Below are 15,293 nucleotides of genomic sequence, written 5' to 3' on the forward strand. Positions count from 1 at the left end.
TGCTTCACGGCTTCAGGCTTCACGTATTAAGGCTTCGCGGCGTCACGGCTTCACTTGTGCTTCACCGCGACACAGCCTCACCGCGTCACGTCTCCACCGCTTCACCACTTTACTGCTTCACCACGTCACTGCTTCACCACGTCACTGCTTCACCAAAGTCGCCACGTTGATGTGCGGCCACAGGATGTCCAGGAAATCCAAGATGATCGTCTGCGTGTACTGCAGCTGCAGGAACTCGCCCAGCAGCGGGTCGGCGACCTTCTCGATCCAGAACACCGCCGTCATGCTGACGACGTTGGCGTTGGTGACCACGAACGGGATGTTCTGGACACCACCGGCCGAGCCGCCGATCACGTCCGTTGTGGACAGTGGCAGCACGGTGGTCTCGGTGATCGTCTGGTTCTTGATCGCCTCGGTGAGCACCAGGTTCGGGTTGGCAATCGCGCCAGAAGGAATCCCGGGGGCAGCGGCGTGGTCGTGAAGGGCGCCAGATACTGCGCGTTGGTGTCCGGTTTGCCCGTGCTCTTGGTGATGGGCGTCGAGTCGGCCACGTCGATTCGCGGGCCGCCCTTCACCTTCAGTGGCTGCCCCTGCGCGAGGAGCGCGTCGCCGTGGGGGATGGTGGCCATGCGGACCACGGTCTCCGGGGCGGCGGGCGAGGTGGTGGCCGGCACGTCGATCCATTGGCCCGTCTCGAAGTGCAGCGCGCCGCCGGTGACGCCGTCGCTGATCTGCTGCTTGTAGTGCAGGCCGCGGAAGAAGATGTCGTCCTGGGCGGAGCCGCGGTTGGGCACCGGGGCGCCGATCGGCTCGAACTCGAGCGTCTCCTGCGTTGAGTTCAGTTCGAGGAAAAACGGCTTTTTGTCGTGCTGGTCGGGGCGCGCGATGAGGTTGAACCCGCGGCCCATCCAGCGGCCGGTGAGCTCGCGCAGGAAGTGCAGCGTCGCAGGGTCGGCGGGGGCGCCGGCGCGAAAAACGTGAGCGGTCATGGCGGAACTTCCTTTCCGTGGCAACGGATCCCCGTGTCCGGGGACCCGTTGCGGTCACGGAATCAAGGCTTGCCCAGGTTCACGGGTTCACTCGTTCGAGCTAGTGGACCGTCACCTGGGGAAGCCGGGAATGGCCCAACGGGCCGGATTCCGCGGATCCCATGGCGCTCAACGGTTCCAGTCAGGGTCGCCGATCATGACCTCACCCCTTTTCACGTCGTCGGACAGGACACCGACGACACGGACGCGAAGCGTTGACTGGTTCAAGTAACACGGGACAGAACTTCAGCCACAAGAAATAGTTGTGACTAGGCCGGCGTGACCCTCAGCAGCTTGTCGTCCGAACCGTTCGACGTCGTGACGTACAGGCTGCCGTCGGGGGCCGAGCGGACCGCGCGCAAGCGGCCGAAGTGCTCGGAGAACTCCGGCGGCAGCGTGACGCCCGTCACGTGCGCCGAGGCGTCCAGGTGAAGCAGCAACAACTTCTGCCCCTTCAGCGCCACGACAGCCAAGGCACCCTCGTTGGGCCCCCATTGCGGCCCGGTCAGAAACGCGTCTCCCGAGGTGGCTTCCGTGATGTCACCCGAGGTCCACAGTGGACGAACCGCGTCCGGGAAACGCTCTAGGTCAGTCATCGGCACGCTCTCGTCGTACGAGGAGTCCGTGCCGCCCTTCGACGGGTCCCAGCCGTAGTTGCGGCCGGGCTGGATGAGGTTGACCTCGTCGTCGAAGGTGGGGCCGTGTTCGGAGGTGACGATCTGGCCCGTGCCGGGGCGGATGGCGACGCCCTGGACGTTGCGGTGGCCGAACGTGAGGATGCGGCGTTCAACCGGGTCCGCCGAGGAGAAGAACGGGTTGTCCGGCAACGCTTCCCCGGTCTTGGCGTCGAGCCGCAGCACCTTGCCGCCGAGGCTGTGGCGGTCCTGGGCGAGCGTGGAGCGCGCGGTGTCGCCCGTGCCGACGAGGAGCGCGCCGTCCGGGGCCAGCGTCGGGCGGCAGCCGGAGTGGCGGCCGCTGGGGTTCACGGGCAGGCCGGTGAGCAGGTCGCGCACCCGCGTGGCGCTCACGCCGTCCGGGGCGAGCCGCCAGGTGACCAGGCGGACGTCCACGGCCCGACCGCCTTCCTGGTGCGTCTGGCACGTGGTGAACTCCCGCGAGGACGCGAAGTCCGCCGCGAGGACCAGCCCCATCAGCCCGCCTTCGCCGCGCACGAGGACGTCGGAGAAGTCGGCGCGGACGTCGATCGCCCGCCCGGACCGGATCAGCGCGAGTTTGCCCGGACGCTGGGGCACGAGCAGCGAGCCGTCGGGCAGGAAACCGACGTCCCAGCCGTGTTCGAGGCCGCCGGCGACCGTCTCGACGCGGAAGCCACCGGCCGACGTCGACGAGGGCGCGCTCGTGAGCGGCGGTGCCGGCGAGGCCACCCCCGTGCACCCCGCAGCGAACACCGCGACCACTGCCAGCACGACTCCGGGCTTGCGCATACGGTCCAGCATGCCCGACAAATCGTACGTTCGCGTCTCATTCGCCGGGCCGGACCAGACCCGACTCGTAGGCGAACACCACCGCGTGCACGCGATCACGCAGGCCCAGCTTGGCGAGCACGCGCCCGACGTGCGTCTTCACCGTCGTCTCGCCGATGAACAGCTTGCCCGCGATCTCGGCGTTCGACAGGCCGCGCGCGATGAGCCCGAGCACGTCCTTCTCCCGCTCGGTGAGCGCGTCCAGCTGCGGCGCGGCGACCGGGCGCGAGGTGAGGTAGCGGTCGAGCAGCCGCCGCGTGACCGAGGGCGACACCATCGCGTCGCCGCGCAGCACGCCGCGGATGGCCACCAGCATCTCGTCCGACGGCGCGTCCTTGACCAGGAAACCGCTCGCGCCCGCGCGCAGCGCCGAGTACGCGTATTCGTCGAGGTCGAACGTCGTGATCACCAGCACGCGCACGTCCGGCAGCTCGCCGCAGATCCGCTCGGTGGCGGCAACGCCGTCGAGCACCGGCATGCGCACGTCCATCAGCACCAGGTCGGGCCGCCGCTCGCGCGCGATCGCCACGGCCGCGGCGCCGTCACCCGCCTCCGCCACGACCTCGAGGTCCGGCTGGCTGTCGACGATCATCCGCAGGCCGACGCGCACCAGCTCCTGGTCGTCGCAGATCAGCACCGACGTCATCCCGGCTCCCCCGTCCGCAACGTCGCCCGCACGCGGAACCCGCCGTCGGGCAGCGGGCCCGTGTCCAGCTTGCCGCGGTAGAGCTCCACGCGCTGGGCCATGCCGGCCAGCCCGCGCCCCGACGACGGCAGCCCGGCCGCGACCGGCTGCCTGCCGCCGGTGTTCGTCACCTCGACGTGCACCTCGGCGCGCGTGAACTCCACTCGCACGCGCGCGGTGGCGTCGGCGGGCGCGTGCTTGAGCACGTTCGTGAGTGCTTCCTGCACGATCCGGTAGGCCTGCAGCGCAGCTCCGGCCGGCAGGTCGGCGACGTCACCGGTCACCTCGAGCCCGACGTCACGCCCGGATTGCTCCACGAGCGCGCGCAGCTCGCCGAGCGTCGGCTGCGGCGTGCGCGCGGGTTCGCCGGCGTGCATGACCTCCAGCAGCCGCCGCAGCTCGGCGAGCGCGGTGCGGCCGGTGCGGCCGATGGTGTCGAGCGTGCGGTCCACGGTCTCGGGGTCGTGGTGGCGCGCGAGCTTCGCGCCTTCGGCGTTGAGCACGATCACGCTCATGCTGTGGGCCAGCACGTCGTGCAGCTCGCGGGCGATGCGTGTGCGCTCCTCGGCGACGGCCGCGCGCGCCTGCGCCTGCCGCTCCGATTCGGCGAGCTCGGCGCGCAGCGATTCCTCGTCGGTGAGCTGCTCCTTCGCGTGGAAGAACTCACCCAGCGCCCACGCCGCGACGTGCAGCGGCAGCACACCGATGATCGTCAGCGTCGGGTTCTGCGTGGAGACACCCCACGTGAAGCCCCACTCGAACTCCAGCACGAGCACGGCCGCCGCGATGCCGGCCCCGAAGAGCCGATCACCCTTCTTGACCAGCGTGAACAGCACCACGGCCATCGCCAGCTCACTGCGGCCGCGGTCGTAGGCCCACACCTCGTTGGTGTAGACCGCGACCACTCCGGCGACGATCAGCACGGCCGTCGTCCGCGGGAACCGGCGGCGCACCAGCAGCGGCAGCAGGAACGCCAGCGGCACCAGCTGCAGCGACCACGACCGCGCGGCTGCGATGTTCGGGCCGAGCAGCAGGAAGACGGCATACAGCGGCAGGTCCAGCGTCCAGCGCCGCCTGCGCACCCACACCACCAGTCCTCGCACGCCTTCGACGCTAACGTGCTCCGGCCGGGTGCCGCGTCCTTCCGCGGTATGCCGCCGGTCCTCCGATGGGACGATCTCCTCGGGCCGTTCGGCCGATCCGCGGCGACGGGAGCCGTCCCTAGCTTCGAAACATGTCGATCACCACGGAGTTCTTCCGCCACCCCATGCTGACGGGCGCGATCGCCGCGAGCTCGGGCTCGCTGGCCACCGCCGTGACGCGCGACCTCGGGCTGGAGTCCGCGGCGTCCGTCGTGGAGCTCGGGCCGGGCACGGGCGTGTTCACGGCCGCGATCCTGGCGGTGCTGCCACCGTCCGCCGCCTTCGTCGCCGTCGAGATCAACCCGCGCCTGGTGGCTTCGCTGCGGCACGCGTTCCCGTCGGTTTCGGTGGTGGAGGGCTCGGCGGAGACGCTGACCGAACCGTGTGACGTCGTGATCTCCGGTCTGCCGTGGACGGCCATGCCGGCTTCGCGGCAGACGCGCGTGCTGGATTCCGTGTGCACGGCCTTGACTTCCCACGGCCGGTTCACGACGTTCGCCTACGCCCACACCGCGTGGACGCCTTCGGCCCGCCGCTTCGCCCGGCTGCTGCGGAGCCGGTTTTCGGTGGTCGAGCGCACGCGCGTGGTGTGGCGGAACCTGCCGCCCGCGTACGTCTACCGAGCGGCGCTGCCGGTCTGCCACCTCGGAACCTCGCGTGACCAGCCTGCTGCGGCCGCTTCTTGACGCGCCGGCCGTCGTCGTCTACGTCGTCTGCGGGCTGATCGTGGTCGCGGAAACGGCTCTGCTGCCCGGGATCGTGCTGCCGACACTGTCCACTTTGCTCATGATGGGGTTCCTGGTGCAGCGCGGGACGTTGACGTTGTGGGTGGCGCTGGTGGTGTGCGTGTGCGCCGCGGTGGCCGGCGATCAGCTGGCCTACTGGGAAGGGCGGGTGCTGGGGCCGCGGCTGCGGACTTCGCGGCTGGGCCGGCGGATCGGCGCGGCGCGGTGGGATCGGGCGGAGGCGGTGGTGGCGCGGTACGGCGTGCCCGCCGTGGTCGCGGGGCGGTGCCTGGCCGGGGTGCGGACGCTGGTGCCGAGAATCGCCGGCTCGGCGGGCTTGCCGTACCGGCGATTCGCGGCGGGCAGCGTTTGTGCCGCGGTGGTGTGGGCGGGGGTGGAGTTGCTGGCCGGTCAGGCGGCCGGGTGGGTTGCGGCTCCGGCGTTGTGACTCAGCTGCTGACGAACGCGCCACCGTTGACGTGCAGGACCTGTCCCGTGATGTGGCCCGCACCTCGGCTCGCCAGGAACGTCACCGTTTCCGCGATGTCTTCCGGACGTCCCTCGCGGTTGGTCATCGTGTTGGCCACCAGCCGTGCGCGGCGCTCGTCGGTGAGCTTGCTGTGGAAGAACTCCGTGTCGACGATCAGCCCGGGCGCGACCACGTTGGCCGTGATCCCCCGCGGACCGAGGAACCGCGCGAGGTCCGCGTTCCACGTCTCGACGGCCGCTTTCGCCCAGCCGTACGACCCGGCGCCCGTGTGCGCGGCGATGGAGCCGATCGTGACGATCCGGCCGTGGTCCACGATCCGCCGGCGCAGACCCGACGTGACCAGCGCCGCGGTGAACAGGTTGGCCCGGAAGTTGGCCGTCCACGCGGCATCGAGCGTGGCGAGGTCCTCGCTGTCGTCGCGCAGGAAATCGGTGTTGCCGCCCGCGTTGTTGACCAGGACGTCGATCCGGTCGGGCAGTTGCGGCAGCGCCGCCTCGACCGCCGCGGCGTCCCCCGCGTCGAACACCACCGCCCGCGCGCCGAGCAACGCCGCGGCCTCGGTGAGCACACCCTCGCGGCGGCCGGTGATCGTCACCTTGTCCCCGTGCCCGGCGAACGCGGCCGCGATGGCGTAGCCGATGCCGGTGCCCCCGCCGGTGATCACTACTTGCCGTGTCATTGGTAAAGACCCTTTCCCCAGTGAACGAACACCGACCGTACCGGGCCAGGCCTAGGATCCGCCGTATGACTGAGCTGAACGCCGCTTCGACGACGCGGATCCACACCGCCGAAACCCTTGCGGCACAAGGATGATCAACAAGATCGCGTGGCTGCACGTGGTGGACGGCCGGGTGCTCGCGGCGGTGTCGTCGGGCAAGTCCACCTGGTACCTGCCGGGCGGAAAGCGCGAACCGGGCGAGTCGGACACCGAGGCGCTGGTGCGCGAGATCGCGGAGGAGCTATCGGTGGCGCTGGACCCGGCGTCGCTGCGGCCGGCCGGCGTGTGGGAAGCACAGGCGGACGGCCGCGCGGCGGGCACGATCGTGCGGATGACGTGCTACACGGCCTCCTGCACCGGCACGCTGGCGGCGTCGAGCGAGATCGCCTCCTTCGGCTGGCTGACCTACGCCGACCGCGCCCGCGTGTCGTCCACGACGCAACTGATCTTCGACGACCTGCGGGCGCGCGGGCGGCTCAGCTGAGCTTCTCCGCCATCGCCTGCGCCAGCGCCGTGAGGCCAGACAGCGGTCGGACCATCACCACGAGCTCGTCGATCTCGCCGGCTTCGTTGGTGTGCAGGAAGTCGCAGCCTTCCACCTCGCGATCGCCGACGCGCGCGCGAAAAACCAGGGCGTGCCCGTGCTCGTCGGTGAGCTCGCGCTCGTAGCGGAAATCCTCGAACGTCGCCAGCGCGGCCCGCAGGATCGCCTCGACCTGCCCCCGCCCCTGGTACGGCCGATGCACCGCGGGACTCCGGAACACGGCGTCCTCGGCGAACAACCCGACGGCGGCGTCGAGGTCACGGGTCTCGATGGCTTCGCGGAACGTCTTCATGGGACTGATCGTCAAGCACCTCGACGGCTCGAGCAAGTGACTCAGCCCAGCAACCGCGGCTTGTTCTCCAGGTGCGAGAGTCCGTTCCAAGCCAGGTTCACCAAATGCGCCGCCACCTCATCCCGCTTGGGCTTGCGCGCGTCGAGCCACCACTGTCCCGTCAGCGCCACCATGCCCACCAACGCCTGGGCGTACAACGCCGACAGCTTCTCCTCGTACCCGCGCGCCGCGAACTGCTGGGCGAGGATGTGTTCCACCTGGCCGGCGATGTCGTTCAAGACCGTGGAGAAGGTGCCGGTGGAGCTGGCCACCGGGGAGTCGCGCACGAGGATGCGGAAGCCGTCGTGGGAGTCCTCGACGTAGCTGAGCAGGGCGATCGCCGCTTGTTCGAGCATGACGCGGGGGTGGCCGCCGTGGAGGGTGTTCACCATGCGGTCGAGCAGGAGCTGGGTCTCGCGGTCCACGACGACCGCGTAGATGCCCTCCTTGCCGCCGAAGTGTTCGTAGACCACGGGTTTCGAGACGTTCGCGCGGGCGGCGATCTCCTCCACCGAGGTGCCGTCGAAACCCTTTTCGGCGAACAACGCGCGCGCCACGGCCAGCAGCTGCTGCCGCCGTTCGCTGCCCGTCATGCGGACGCGCGTGGCCGGCGCGGCCGGTCGGGCGCCCGTCACGCCGGTGGCTGCCGCTGCTTCGCGCTTCGCTCGTCGTCGCCCCGCCATGGGCAGGAGGGTAGCCGCAGGCGGTCGCGGCGGCGGAGTCAGGAGAACGCCGTGGCCCGCGCCGTCTCCTCCCACGCGCTCAAATCCGCCCGCACCCGATCCAGGTGCGCGCCGATCGCCTCCACCGCGTCGCCGCCCAGCGCCAGCCGCAGCGGCGTCTCCGGCGCGTCCAACGCCACCAGGATCGCCGCCGCGGCCTTCGCCGGATCACCGGCCTGGGTGCCGTCCGCGTCGACGACGAGCCGCCGGGTCGGGCCGACCGAGTCGGCGTAGTCCGGGATCTCCTCCAGGCTGCGGCTCGTGCTGCCCCACAACCCCGTGCGGAACGCGCCCGGCTCCACGATCAGCACCTTGATCCCGAGCCGGCCCACCTCGTCGGCGAGGCCCTCCGAGAGGCCCTCCAACGCGAACTTCGTGCCGCTGTACGCCGAGAAACCCGCGAACGACAACTGGCCGCCCATGCTGCTCATCTGCACGATCGCGCCGGAGCGGCGGGCCCGCATGTGGGGCAGGGCGGCGCGGACGAGAGCCGCGGGGCCGAAGACGTGCACGTCGAACAGCGAACGCAGTTCCGCGTCGGTGGTTTCCTCGAACGCACCGACGTGGCTGCGGCCCGCGTTGTTCACGAGCACGTCGAGCCGGCCGTGGCGGGTGATCACGGAGGACACGGTGGCGTTCACGGCGGAGACGTCCGTGACGTCGAGCGCCACGGCCTCCACCTGGTCGGGGTGCGCGGCGACGACGTCGGCGAGCGTTTCGGGGCGCCGTGCGGCCGCGATCACCACGTCCCCCGCCGTCACGGCGGCCTCGGTGAGCGCGCGGCCGAAGCCGCTGTTCGCGCCGGTGATCAGCCAAACCCTGTTCATGTCATCGCTCCTTTCGCCGTAACCAACCCTGCGCGAAATTCGCTCGCGGGTCCAAGACCTGCCGTGATAACCCTTGGTTATGGACGTGCACGGGCGCGACCTGCGCTACTTCGTCGCGGTCGCCGAAGAGCTCCACTTCACGCGCGCGGCCGAGCGGCTCTACGTGTCACAACCCGCGCTCAGCAAGCAGATCCGCGTGCTCGAACGCCAGCTCGGCACGGCCCTGCTCGACCGCGACCGCGGCGAGGTCCGGCTGACAGCCGCCGGCAAGGCGTTGCTGCCCCATGCCCGGAACGTGCTCGCCGCGTGGGCCGCGGCGGAGAACGCCTTGAAGGAAGCGCGAACCGAGCTCGTCGTCGGCATGAGCACCAGCCCCGGCCGCGGCGGTCTGCTGCCCGCCATCCGGTCGCGGTTCACCGCCGAGCACCCCCACGCCCGGCTCACCCTGCGCCAGATCGGCTGGCACGACTCCACCGCGGGCCTCGCCGACGGGTCCACCGACGTCGCCTTCGTCTGGCTCCCCGTGCCCGGCCCCTACCGCTGGGTCGTGGTCGCCGAAGAACCGCGGCTCGTCGCGATGCCGGCCGGCCACCGGCTCGCCGGACAGTCCGCAGTGGACTTCGCCGACCTGATCGACGAACCGTTCCTCGCCCTGCCCGCCCAAGCCGGCCCGCTGCGCGACCACTGGCTCGCCCCCGAAGCGCGAGGCGGCCGCGCGCCCGTGATCGGCGGCGAGATCAGCAGCGCGGACGAAACCTACGAGGCCCTCGTCGACGGCCGCGGCGTCTGCCTCATCGCCGCCGGCAACGCGCCCCTGCTCACCCGCGGCGACGTCGTCGCCCTGCCGGTGCGGGGCGTGTCACCCAGCCGCCTGGCCCTGGCCTGGCGCGCGGACGACACCCGCGCGCTCGTGCAGGGCTACGCGCGCGCCGCGCGGCTGGCCACGCAAGAGCCGTGAAAGAAAAGCGGACCACCGGCAACCGGTGGTCCGCGAGAAAACCGAACTCAGCCCTCGGAAGCGATCCGAGCCAGGCGCTGCGGAGTCGGCCAGCGCACGTCGTGCGCCCAGCCGAGCTTCTCGAACATCCAGATCAGCCGCGCCGACATGTCGATCTGGCCGCGCTTCACGCCGTGGCGGGCGGACGTCGGGTCCGCGTGGTGCAGGTTGTGCCAGGACTCGCCGAAGGAGAAGATCGCCAGCGGCCAGAAGTTGGCCGAGCGGTCACGCGCCGCGAAGGGGCGTTCGCCGATCATGTGGCAGATGGAGTTGACCGACCAGGTCACGTGGTGCAGCACGCAGATGCGCACGAGCCCGGCCCAGAAGAACGCGGTGAGCGCACCCCAGAACGACCATGTGATCAGTCCGCCCAGCAGCGCCGGCAGGGCGAGCGAGAGCAGCGACCACAGCCAGAACAGGTCGTCGACCTTCTGAATGGCCTTGTCCTTCACCAGGTCGGGCGCGAAGCGGGCCTGGTTGGTCTTGTCCCGCTCGAACAGCCAGCCCATGTGCGCGTGCCAGAAGCCGCGCGCGATCGCCGCGGGCGAGGTGCCGAACATCCACGGCGAGTGCGGGTCGCCGTCGCGGTCGGAGAACGCGTGGTGACGACGGTGGTCGGCCACCCAGGTGATCACGGGCCCCTGCAGGGCGATGCTGCCGGCGATGGCCATCACCACGCGCAGCCACGGCTTGGCCTTGAACGAACCGTGCGTGAAGTACCGGTGGTAGGCGACGGTGATGCCCAGGCCGCTGATCCCGTAGAACACCACGAACAGCGCGACGTCGACCCACGTCAGCCCCCAGCCCCACGCGAAGGGCACGGCGACCAGCAGGGCCACCAGCGGCGCGAGCACACCGAAGTACACCGACAGCTGCACTCCGATGCCACGCTGGCCTTCGGTGATCGGCTTGGGGCCCTTCGGGGCCGGTGGCTCTCCAGTCGGCTGGGAACGGTCGAGGGTGGCCGTCATACAGTTCACTTCTTCCTACGAGCCCCTGCGAAGGGTGACCTAACCTACGATGCCGTAAGTTACGGTACAGGAGGTTTCGAGCCCTGTGGAGGCCTGAAATGTCCGTTCCGCTCCGGTGCGGTTCACCCTGAGGAGTACCCCGGGCGCGGGCGCTTCACCCTCCCGCCACCACTGTCGCCGATCATCGCTATCCTGACCAGGATCGATCCGCCGTAGTGTAATCGGCAGCACTTCAGATTTTGGTTCTGACAGTTCAGGTTCGAATCCTGGCGGCGGAGCAGACGAGTGACCAACCCGAGCCGGAGCGTCTAGGGGGTGTGGGGCGGCTGAGCGACGAAGCGATCGACCCCGGAACCGCCCGGCGTCCGACTCTGGTCGAGATGTCCGATGCGTGGCTGGTGGGCCGCGCGCGTGAGCTGATCGCCGCCGTCCAGCGGCAGGAGTTCGACAAGCAGCTCGAGATCGTCGGGATCATGGACGGGCTGCTCGAGGAAACCCTGCGCCGCGGCGAACCGACGCTGGTCGCGCAGCTGCTGCGCGCCTCGGCGTTCGCGCGGCTGGTCACACGCGGGCTGGCGGCGGAAGCAGAGCCGCGGCTCGACGAAATGCTCGCCCACACCCGTCGCCACGGCCTGTCGCTGTTGCGGGCCGACGCGCACGCGCTGCGCGGACGCCGGCTCGTGCTGGCCGCGCAGGAAGACGCCGCGCTCACCGAGATCGCCCGCGCGCTCGCGATCCTCGACGACTCCACGATCCCCGACCGCCAGGTCGGCGTGCGCAACTGGAACCGCATGCAGTCGATGGCGCTCATCGACTGCTGGATCGTGCTCAACCAGCTCGGGGTGTACGAGGCGGCCGAAGAGGTCATCGGGCGCGCCCACCAGGCGATCCGCGAGAGCGCGAGCCCCCACGAGATCACGCTGCAGCTGATGAACCGCGTGAAGATGCTGCTGGGCTGGGGCCTGCGGCTCGAGCGCATCGAGCAGTACGACGAGGCGGCCGAGAAGTTCCGCACCGCCGCGTCGATGGCGGTGGCGGCCGAGGGCCCGTTCGCCGAGTCGCTGTTCCCGCGCAAGGCCGGCGTGTCGGCCGTCGACCAGGTGGGGGTGCTCGCCGCCGCGCTGGCGCTGCACAACCCGGCCGCCGAGCAAGTGGACCGGTTGCGCCGGATGCAGCAGGGCCACCACTTCCCGCACGAGCAGGAAATCGTCGCCATCGCGCTCGCCCGCTGCCTCGACCGGGCCGGGCGCCGTGAAGAAGCGCTCGACGTGCTGCGGGAGACGCGCAAGGCGATGTCCGAGGACATCTCCCAGCCGTCGATGCGGCTCAACATCGCCCGCGAGCTCGCGCGCCTCGACACCGCGCCGGACCACGCGTCGGGCGCGGGCCGGTCGCTGATCGACTACGCGACCACGCTCGAGAGCGAGATGTGGACGCTGCGCGAATCGCAGATCGCCACGCTCAACGCGCGCCGCGAACACGAACGGCTCTCGGCCGAACACGGTGCGATCACGCAACAAGCGTTGCAGGACCCGCTCACCGGCCTGCCCAACCGCCGCGCGCTCGACGAGCGCCTGCGCGCGCTCGCGTCGTCGGCCGACGCCCAGCCGCTCGCCGTCGGGCTCGTGGACCTCGACGGGTTCAAGGGCGTGAACGACAAGCAGTCGCACGCCGAGGGCGACAACGTGCTGCGTGTCATCGCGAGCACTTTGCGTGATGCCCTTCGCGGCGACGACGTCGTCGCGCGCTACGGCGGCGACGAGTTCATCGTCCTGCTGCCCGGCGCGCCCGCATCGGCCGCGAAGATGGCGCTGGGGCGCGCGGTGAAGTCCGTCGCCGAGCTGCCGCACCACCTTTCGCACGGCGTCACCCTGTCCATCGGGCTGGTGTCGCTGCGGCCGCAGGAGCGGGCCGAGCAGGTGCTCGCGCGCGCGGACGCGGCGATGTACGAAGCAAAACGTGGGGGCGGCAACCAGGTCGCCTCCGCCAATTCGATGGCGGGCGACGCCGGCGCGAGCTGGCCCGCGGAGAGCATCCCGGCCGACCCCTCGTGGGGCGTCGAGGAGCCCACGTAGGATCGTTGCCCGTCGGAACGAGCCGGTGAATCGTTGTTGGGAGTCTCGTTGAGCGGCCCGCTGAGCACGCTGATCCTCGCCGCGGGTGAGGGCACCCGCATGCGTTCGTCCACCCCGAAGGTGCTGCACCCGATCGCCGGGCGCCCCTTGGTGGAACACGCCGTCCGCGCCGCGGCCGGTCTGAAACCCGAACACCTGGTGGTGGTGATCGGTCACGGCCGCGAGGCGGTCGGGGCCGAGCTCGCGCGCGTCGGCGGTGTGCTGGGCCGCGAGGTGACCACGGCCGTGCAGGCCGAGCAGAAGGGCACCGGTCACGCCGTGTCGTGCGCGCTGCACGAGCTGCCCGCCGGCCTCACCGGCACCGTGCTCGTGAGCTACGGGGACGTGCCGCTGCTCGACACCGAGACGCTCGCCGCGCTGCTGGCCGAGCACACGGGCTCGGGCAACGCGGTCACCGTGCTCACCGCCGTGGTCGCCGAGCCCGCCGGCTACGGCCGCATCGTGCGCGATGACGCCGGCGTGGTTCAGTCGATCGTCGAGCACAAGGACGCGACGCCCGCGCAGCACGAGATCACCGAGATCAACTCGGGCGTCTACGCGTTCGACGCCGCCGTGCTCACCGACGGCCTCTCGCGGCTGTCGACGGACAACGCGCAGGGCGAGCTCTACCTCACCGACGTGCTGGGCATCGCCCACCACGACGGCAAGGGCGTCGGCGCGCTCGTGGTCGACGACCCATGGGTCACCGAGGGCGTGAACGACCGCGTGCAGCTCGCGACCTTGGGCGCCGAGTACAACCGACGGATCGTGCGCCGCTGGCAGCGCGAGGGCGTCACCGTGACGGACCCGAACACGACGTGGATCGAGGCGGACGTCACGCTCTCGCGCGACGTGCTGCTGGAGCCGAACACGCAGCTCAAGGGCACCACCTCGATCGGCGAGGGCTCGGTCGTCGGACCGGACACGACGCTGAAGAACGTCGTGGTGGGTGCGCGGGCCTCCGTGGTCCGCGTGCACGCCGACGACTCGGAGCTGGGCGACGGCGTGAACGTCGGCCCGTACACCTACCTGCGGCCCGGCACCAAGCTCGGCGCGAAGGGCAAGCTGGGCGCGTTCGTCGAGACGAAGAACGCGCAGATCGGCACCGGCACCAAGGTGCCGCACCTCACCTACGTGGGCGACGCGACCGTCGGCGACCACAGCAACATCGGCTGTTCCAGCGTCTTCGTGAACTACGACGGGGTGAACAAGCACCACACCGTCGTGGGCTCCCACGTGCGGCTCGGGGCCGACAACACGCTGGTCGCACCGGTGCGGATCGGTGACGGCGCTTACAGTGGAGCGGGTGCGGTGATCCGGGAGGACGTGCCGCCTGGTGCACTTGCGCTCTCGGCGGCGCCGCAGCGCAACGTCGAGGGCTGGGCGGTCCGGCGCAGGCCGGGCACGCCCGCGGCGGAAGCGGCGGAAGCCGCGCTCGCCGCGAGTGAGGACACCGCCGTGTCCGTGTCGGAAGCAGGAAACGACGGGGAGTCGCCAGCATGAGTCCGAAGTCAGGTACGCCGAAGAAGAATCTGATGCTCTTCTCCGGCCGGGCGCACCAGGAGCTCGCGGAAGAGGTCGCCAAGCACCTCAACGTGACCATCACTCCGCAGACCGCGCACACGTTCGCCAACGGCGAGCTGTTCGTGCGGTTCGAGGAGTCGGTGCGCGGTACCGACGCGTTCGTGATCCAGGCGCACACCACGCCCATCAACGAGTACGTGATGGAACAGCTGATCATGGTCGACGCGCTGAAGCGTGCTTCGGCCAAGCGGATCACGGTGGTCATGCCGTTCTACCCGTATGCCCGACAGGACAAGAAGCACAAGGGCCGCGAACCCATTTCCGCCCGGCTCATCGCCGACCTGTTCAAGACCGCGGGCGCCGACCGGATCATGACGGTCGACCTGCACACCGCCCAGATCCAGGGTTTCTTCGACGGCCCGGTCGACCACCTGATGGCCCAGTCCGTGCTGGCCGACCACATCAAGGCCACCTACGGCGAAGCCGACATCACGGTCGTCTCGCCCGACTCCGGCCGGGTCCGGCTGGCGGAGAAGTGGGCGCAGCAGCTGGGCGACCGGCCGATCGCGTTCATCCACAAGACGCGTGACCCGGACAAGCCGAACCAGGCCGTGGCCAACCGCGTGGTCGGCAAGGTGCAGGGCAAGCTCTGCGTCCTGATCGACGACATGATCGACACGGGCGGCACGATCGTCAAGGCCACCGAGGCGCTGATCGAGGAAGGCGCGGCCGACGTCGTCATCGCCACCACGCACGGCATCCTTTCCGACCCGGCCACGGAGCGGCTCTCGCAGTGCAAGGCGCGCGAGGTCATCGTCACGAACTCCCTGCCGATCCCGGAGGAGAAGCGCTTCCCGGGGCTGACGGTGCTGTCGATCGCGCCGATGCTGGCGGAGGCGATCCAGCAGGTGTTCGAGGACGGCTCGGTGACGTCGCTGTTCGACGGCGCGGCCTGAGGTTTTTGGGTTTTCGGTTTCGCCGCCGGCGGATT

The 15,293-nt window shown here is 70.3% G+C and carries 17 protein-coding genes and 1 tRNA gene; 8 read left to right on the top strand and 10 right to left on the bottom strand.

From position 1 onward, the window contains the following. Window positions 1-141: 141 nt before the first annotated feature. The 5 genes from ACWEOE_RS04145 to ACWEOE_RS04165 all read right to left on the bottom strand — a co-directional run bounded on the left by ACWEOE_RS04145 (window position 142) and on the right by ACWEOE_RS04165 (window position 4,300). A complete protein-coding gene (locus tag ACWEOE_RS04145) occupies window positions 142-423 on the bottom strand; it encodes a hypothetical protein (RefSeq protein WP_452003670.1) in 282 nt (93 codons plus the stop codon). Continuing rightward, window positions 351-989: a heme-binding protein gene (locus ACWEOE_RS04150; RefSeq protein WP_452003673.1), complete on the bottom strand. Its 639-nt coding sequence runs from the start codon at window positions 987-989 to the stop codon at window positions 351-353. Before ACWEOE_RS04150 ends, ACWEOE_RS04145 begins: the two co-directional genes overlap by 73 nt. Before the next feature lie 308 nt (window positions 990-1,297). Next, window positions 1,298-2,473, bottom strand: a complete 1,176-nt coding sequence (locus ACWEOE_RS04155) for a PQQ-dependent sugar dehydrogenase (protein WP_452003675.1) — start codon at window positions 2,471-2,473, stop codon at window positions 1,298-1,300. A 37-nt stretch (window positions 2,474-2,510) separates the two neighbouring features. Next, window positions 2,511-3,158, bottom strand: a complete 648-nt coding sequence (locus ACWEOE_RS04160; RefSeq protein WP_452003678.1) for a response regulator — start codon at window positions 3,156-3,158, stop codon at window positions 2,511-2,513. Beyond that, window positions 3,155-4,300 (bottom strand): sensor histidine kinase, encoded by a 1,146-nt coding sequence (locus ACWEOE_RS04165; protein ID WP_452003679.1) that lies wholly within the window; start codon window positions 4,298-4,300, stop codon window positions 3,155-3,157. Before ACWEOE_RS04165 ends, ACWEOE_RS04160 begins: the two co-directional genes overlap by 4 nt. Window positions 4,301-4,431: 131 nt before the next feature. On the opposite strand from ACWEOE_RS04165, the gene ACWEOE_RS04170 reads away from it, so the two are divergent. Next, window positions 4,432-5,025 carry a class I SAM-dependent methyltransferase gene (locus ACWEOE_RS04170; protein WP_452003681.1) on the top strand — a complete coding sequence of 198 codons (594 nt, stop codon included), beginning with the start codon at window positions 4,432-4,434 and terminating at the stop codon, window positions 5,023-5,025. Further along, window positions 4,997-5,512, top strand: a complete 516-nt coding sequence (locus tag ACWEOE_RS04175; protein WP_452003684.1) for a DedA family protein — start codon at window positions 4,997-4,999, stop codon at window positions 5,510-5,512. Before ACWEOE_RS04170 ends, ACWEOE_RS04175 begins: the two co-directional genes overlap by 29 nt. 1 nt (window position 5,513) lies before the next feature. Here the strand turns inward: ACWEOE_RS04175 and ACWEOE_RS04180 are convergent, their stop codons facing one another. Then, window positions 5,514-6,233, bottom strand: a complete 720-nt coding sequence (locus ACWEOE_RS04180; protein ID WP_452003687.1) for an SDR family NAD(P)-dependent oxidoreductase — start codon at window positions 6,231-6,233, stop codon at window positions 5,514-5,516. A 130-nt stretch (window positions 6,234-6,363) separates the two neighbouring features. Between ACWEOE_RS04180 and ACWEOE_RS04185 the strand changes: the two genes are divergently transcribed. After that, on the top strand, window positions 6,364-6,756 hold the full coding sequence (locus tag ACWEOE_RS04185) for an NUDIX hydrolase (RefSeq protein WP_452003690.1): 393 nt from the start codon (window positions 6,364-6,366) through the stop codon (window positions 6,754-6,756). On the opposite strand, the gene ACWEOE_RS04190 is transcribed toward ACWEOE_RS04185, so the two are convergent. The 3 genes from ACWEOE_RS04190 to ACWEOE_RS04200 all read right to left on the bottom strand — a co-directional run bounded on the left by ACWEOE_RS04190 (window position 6,749) and on the right by ACWEOE_RS04200 (window position 8,696). Further along, window positions 6,749-7,108 carry a nuclear transport factor 2 family protein gene (locus ACWEOE_RS04190; protein ID WP_452003693.1) on the bottom strand — a complete coding sequence of 120 codons (360 nt, stop codon included), beginning with the start codon at window positions 7,106-7,108 and terminating at the stop codon, window positions 6,749-6,751. The two genes, ACWEOE_RS04185 and ACWEOE_RS04190, sit on opposite strands and share 8 nt — an antisense overlap. Window positions 7,109-7,149: 41 nt before the next feature. Continuing rightward, complete coding sequence (locus ACWEOE_RS04195; RefSeq protein WP_452004554.1) at window positions 7,150-7,740, bottom strand: TetR family transcriptional regulator; 591 nt, start codon at window positions 7,738-7,740, stop codon at window positions 7,150-7,152. Window positions 7,741-7,868: 128 nt separating this feature from the next. Next, entirely contained in the window at window positions 7,869-8,696 is an 828-nt protein-coding gene (locus tag ACWEOE_RS04200; protein ID WP_452003696.1) for an oxidoreductase, read from the bottom strand. A gap of 79 nt (window positions 8,697-8,775) precedes the next feature. Between ACWEOE_RS04200 and ACWEOE_RS04205 the strand changes: the two genes are divergently transcribed. Continuing rightward, window positions 8,776-9,654 carry a LysR family transcriptional regulator gene (locus ACWEOE_RS04205; RefSeq protein ID WP_452003699.1) on the top strand — a complete coding sequence of 293 codons (879 nt, stop codon included), beginning with the start codon at window positions 8,776-8,778 and terminating at the stop codon, window positions 9,652-9,654. Window positions 9,655-9,701: 47 nt separating this feature from the next. Here ACWEOE_RS04205 and ACWEOE_RS04210 read toward each other — a convergent pair whose 3' ends face one another. Beyond that, the gene (locus tag ACWEOE_RS04210) at window positions 9,702-10,664 is read right to left on the bottom strand and encodes an acyl-CoA desaturase (protein ID WP_452003702.1); all 963 of its coding nucleotides are present in this window, start codon (window positions 10,662-10,664) and stop codon (window positions 9,702-9,704) included. Between the two features lie 206 nt (window positions 10,665-10,870). On the opposite strand from ACWEOE_RS04210, the gene ACWEOE_RS04215 reads away from it, so the two are divergent. The 4 genes from ACWEOE_RS04215 (at window position 10,871) to ACWEOE_RS04230 (ending at window position 15,258) form a co-directional block, all read left to right on the top strand. After that, window positions 10,871-10,942: transfer RNA gene (locus ACWEOE_RS04215), tRNA-Gln, on the top strand. A 102-nt stretch (window positions 10,943-11,044) separates the two neighbouring features. Then, entirely contained in the window at window positions 11,045-12,739 is a 1,695-nt protein-coding gene (locus ACWEOE_RS04220) for a diguanylate cyclase domain-containing protein (RefSeq protein WP_452003705.1), read from the top strand. 48 nt (window positions 12,740-12,787) lie between these two features. Beyond that, on the top strand, window positions 12,788-14,281 hold the full coding sequence (gene glmU, locus ACWEOE_RS04225) for a bifunctional UDP-N-acetylglucosamine diphosphorylase/glucosamine-1-phosphate N-acetyltransferase GlmU (protein ID WP_452003708.1): 1,494 nt from the start codon (window positions 12,788-12,790) through the stop codon (window positions 14,279-14,281). Beyond that, window positions 14,278-15,258, top strand: coding sequence for a ribose-phosphate diphosphokinase (locus tag ACWEOE_RS04230; protein ID WP_452003711.1), 981 nt, complete (start codon window positions 14,278-14,280; stop codon window positions 15,256-15,258). The genes glmU and ACWEOE_RS04230 overlap by 4 nt, the downstream gene beginning before the upstream one ends. Window positions 15,259-15,293 lie beyond the last annotated feature (35 nt).

The organism is Amycolatopsis sp. NPDC004368 (assembly GCF_053602515.1).

Bases quoted from the DNA above. Each gene is read 5' to 3' on its own strand.
- ACWEOE_RS04150 (WP_452003673.1), bottom strand. From the start codon at position 989: ATGACCGCTCACGTTTTTCGCGCCGGCGCCCCCGCCGACCCTGCGACG.
- ACWEOE_RS04155 (WP_452003675.1), bottom strand. From the start codon at position 2,473: ATGCGCAAGCCCGGAGTCGTGCTGGCAGTGGTCGCGGTGTTCGCTGCG.
- ACWEOE_RS04160 (WP_452003678.1), bottom strand. From the start codon at position 3,158: ATGACGTCGGTGCTGATCTGCGACGACCAGGAGCTGGTGCGCGTCGGC.
- ACWEOE_RS04170 (WP_452003681.1), top strand. From the start codon at position 4,432: ATGTCGATCACCACGGAGTTCTTCCGCCACCCCATGCTGACGGGCGCG.
- ACWEOE_RS04180 (WP_452003687.1), bottom strand. From the start codon at position 6,233: ATGACACGGCAAGTAGTGATCACCGGCGGGGGCACCGGCATCGGCTAC.
- ACWEOE_RS04185 (WP_452003690.1), top strand. From the start codon at position 6,364: ATGATCAACAAGATCGCGTGGCTGCACGTGGTGGACGGCCGGGTGCTC.
- ACWEOE_RS04190 (WP_452003693.1), bottom strand. From the start codon at position 7,108: ATGAAGACGTTCCGCGAAGCCATCGAGACCCGTGACCTCGACGCCGCC.
- ACWEOE_RS04195 (WP_452004554.1), bottom strand. From the start codon at position 7,740: ATGACGGGCAGCGAACGGCGGCAGCAGCTGCTGGCCGTGGCGCGCGCG.
- ACWEOE_RS04200 (WP_452003696.1), bottom strand. From the start codon at position 8,696: ATGAACAGGGTTTGGCTGATCACCGGCGCGAACAGCGGCTTCGGCCGC.
- ACWEOE_RS04205 (WP_452003699.1), top strand. From the start codon at position 8,776: ATGGACGTGCACGGGCGCGACCTGCGCTACTTCGTCGCGGTCGCCGAA.
- ACWEOE_RS04210 (WP_452003702.1), bottom strand. From the start codon at position 10,664: ATGACGGCCACCCTCGACCGTTCCCAGCCGACTGGAGAGCCACCGGCC.
- ACWEOE_RS04220 (WP_452003705.1), top strand. From the start codon at position 11,045: ATGTCCGATGCGTGGCTGGTGGGCCGCGCGCGTGAGCTGATCGCCGCC.
- ACWEOE_RS04230 (WP_452003711.1), top strand. From the start codon at position 14,278: ATGAGTCCGAAGTCAGGTACGCCGAAGAAGAATCTGATGCTCTTCTCC.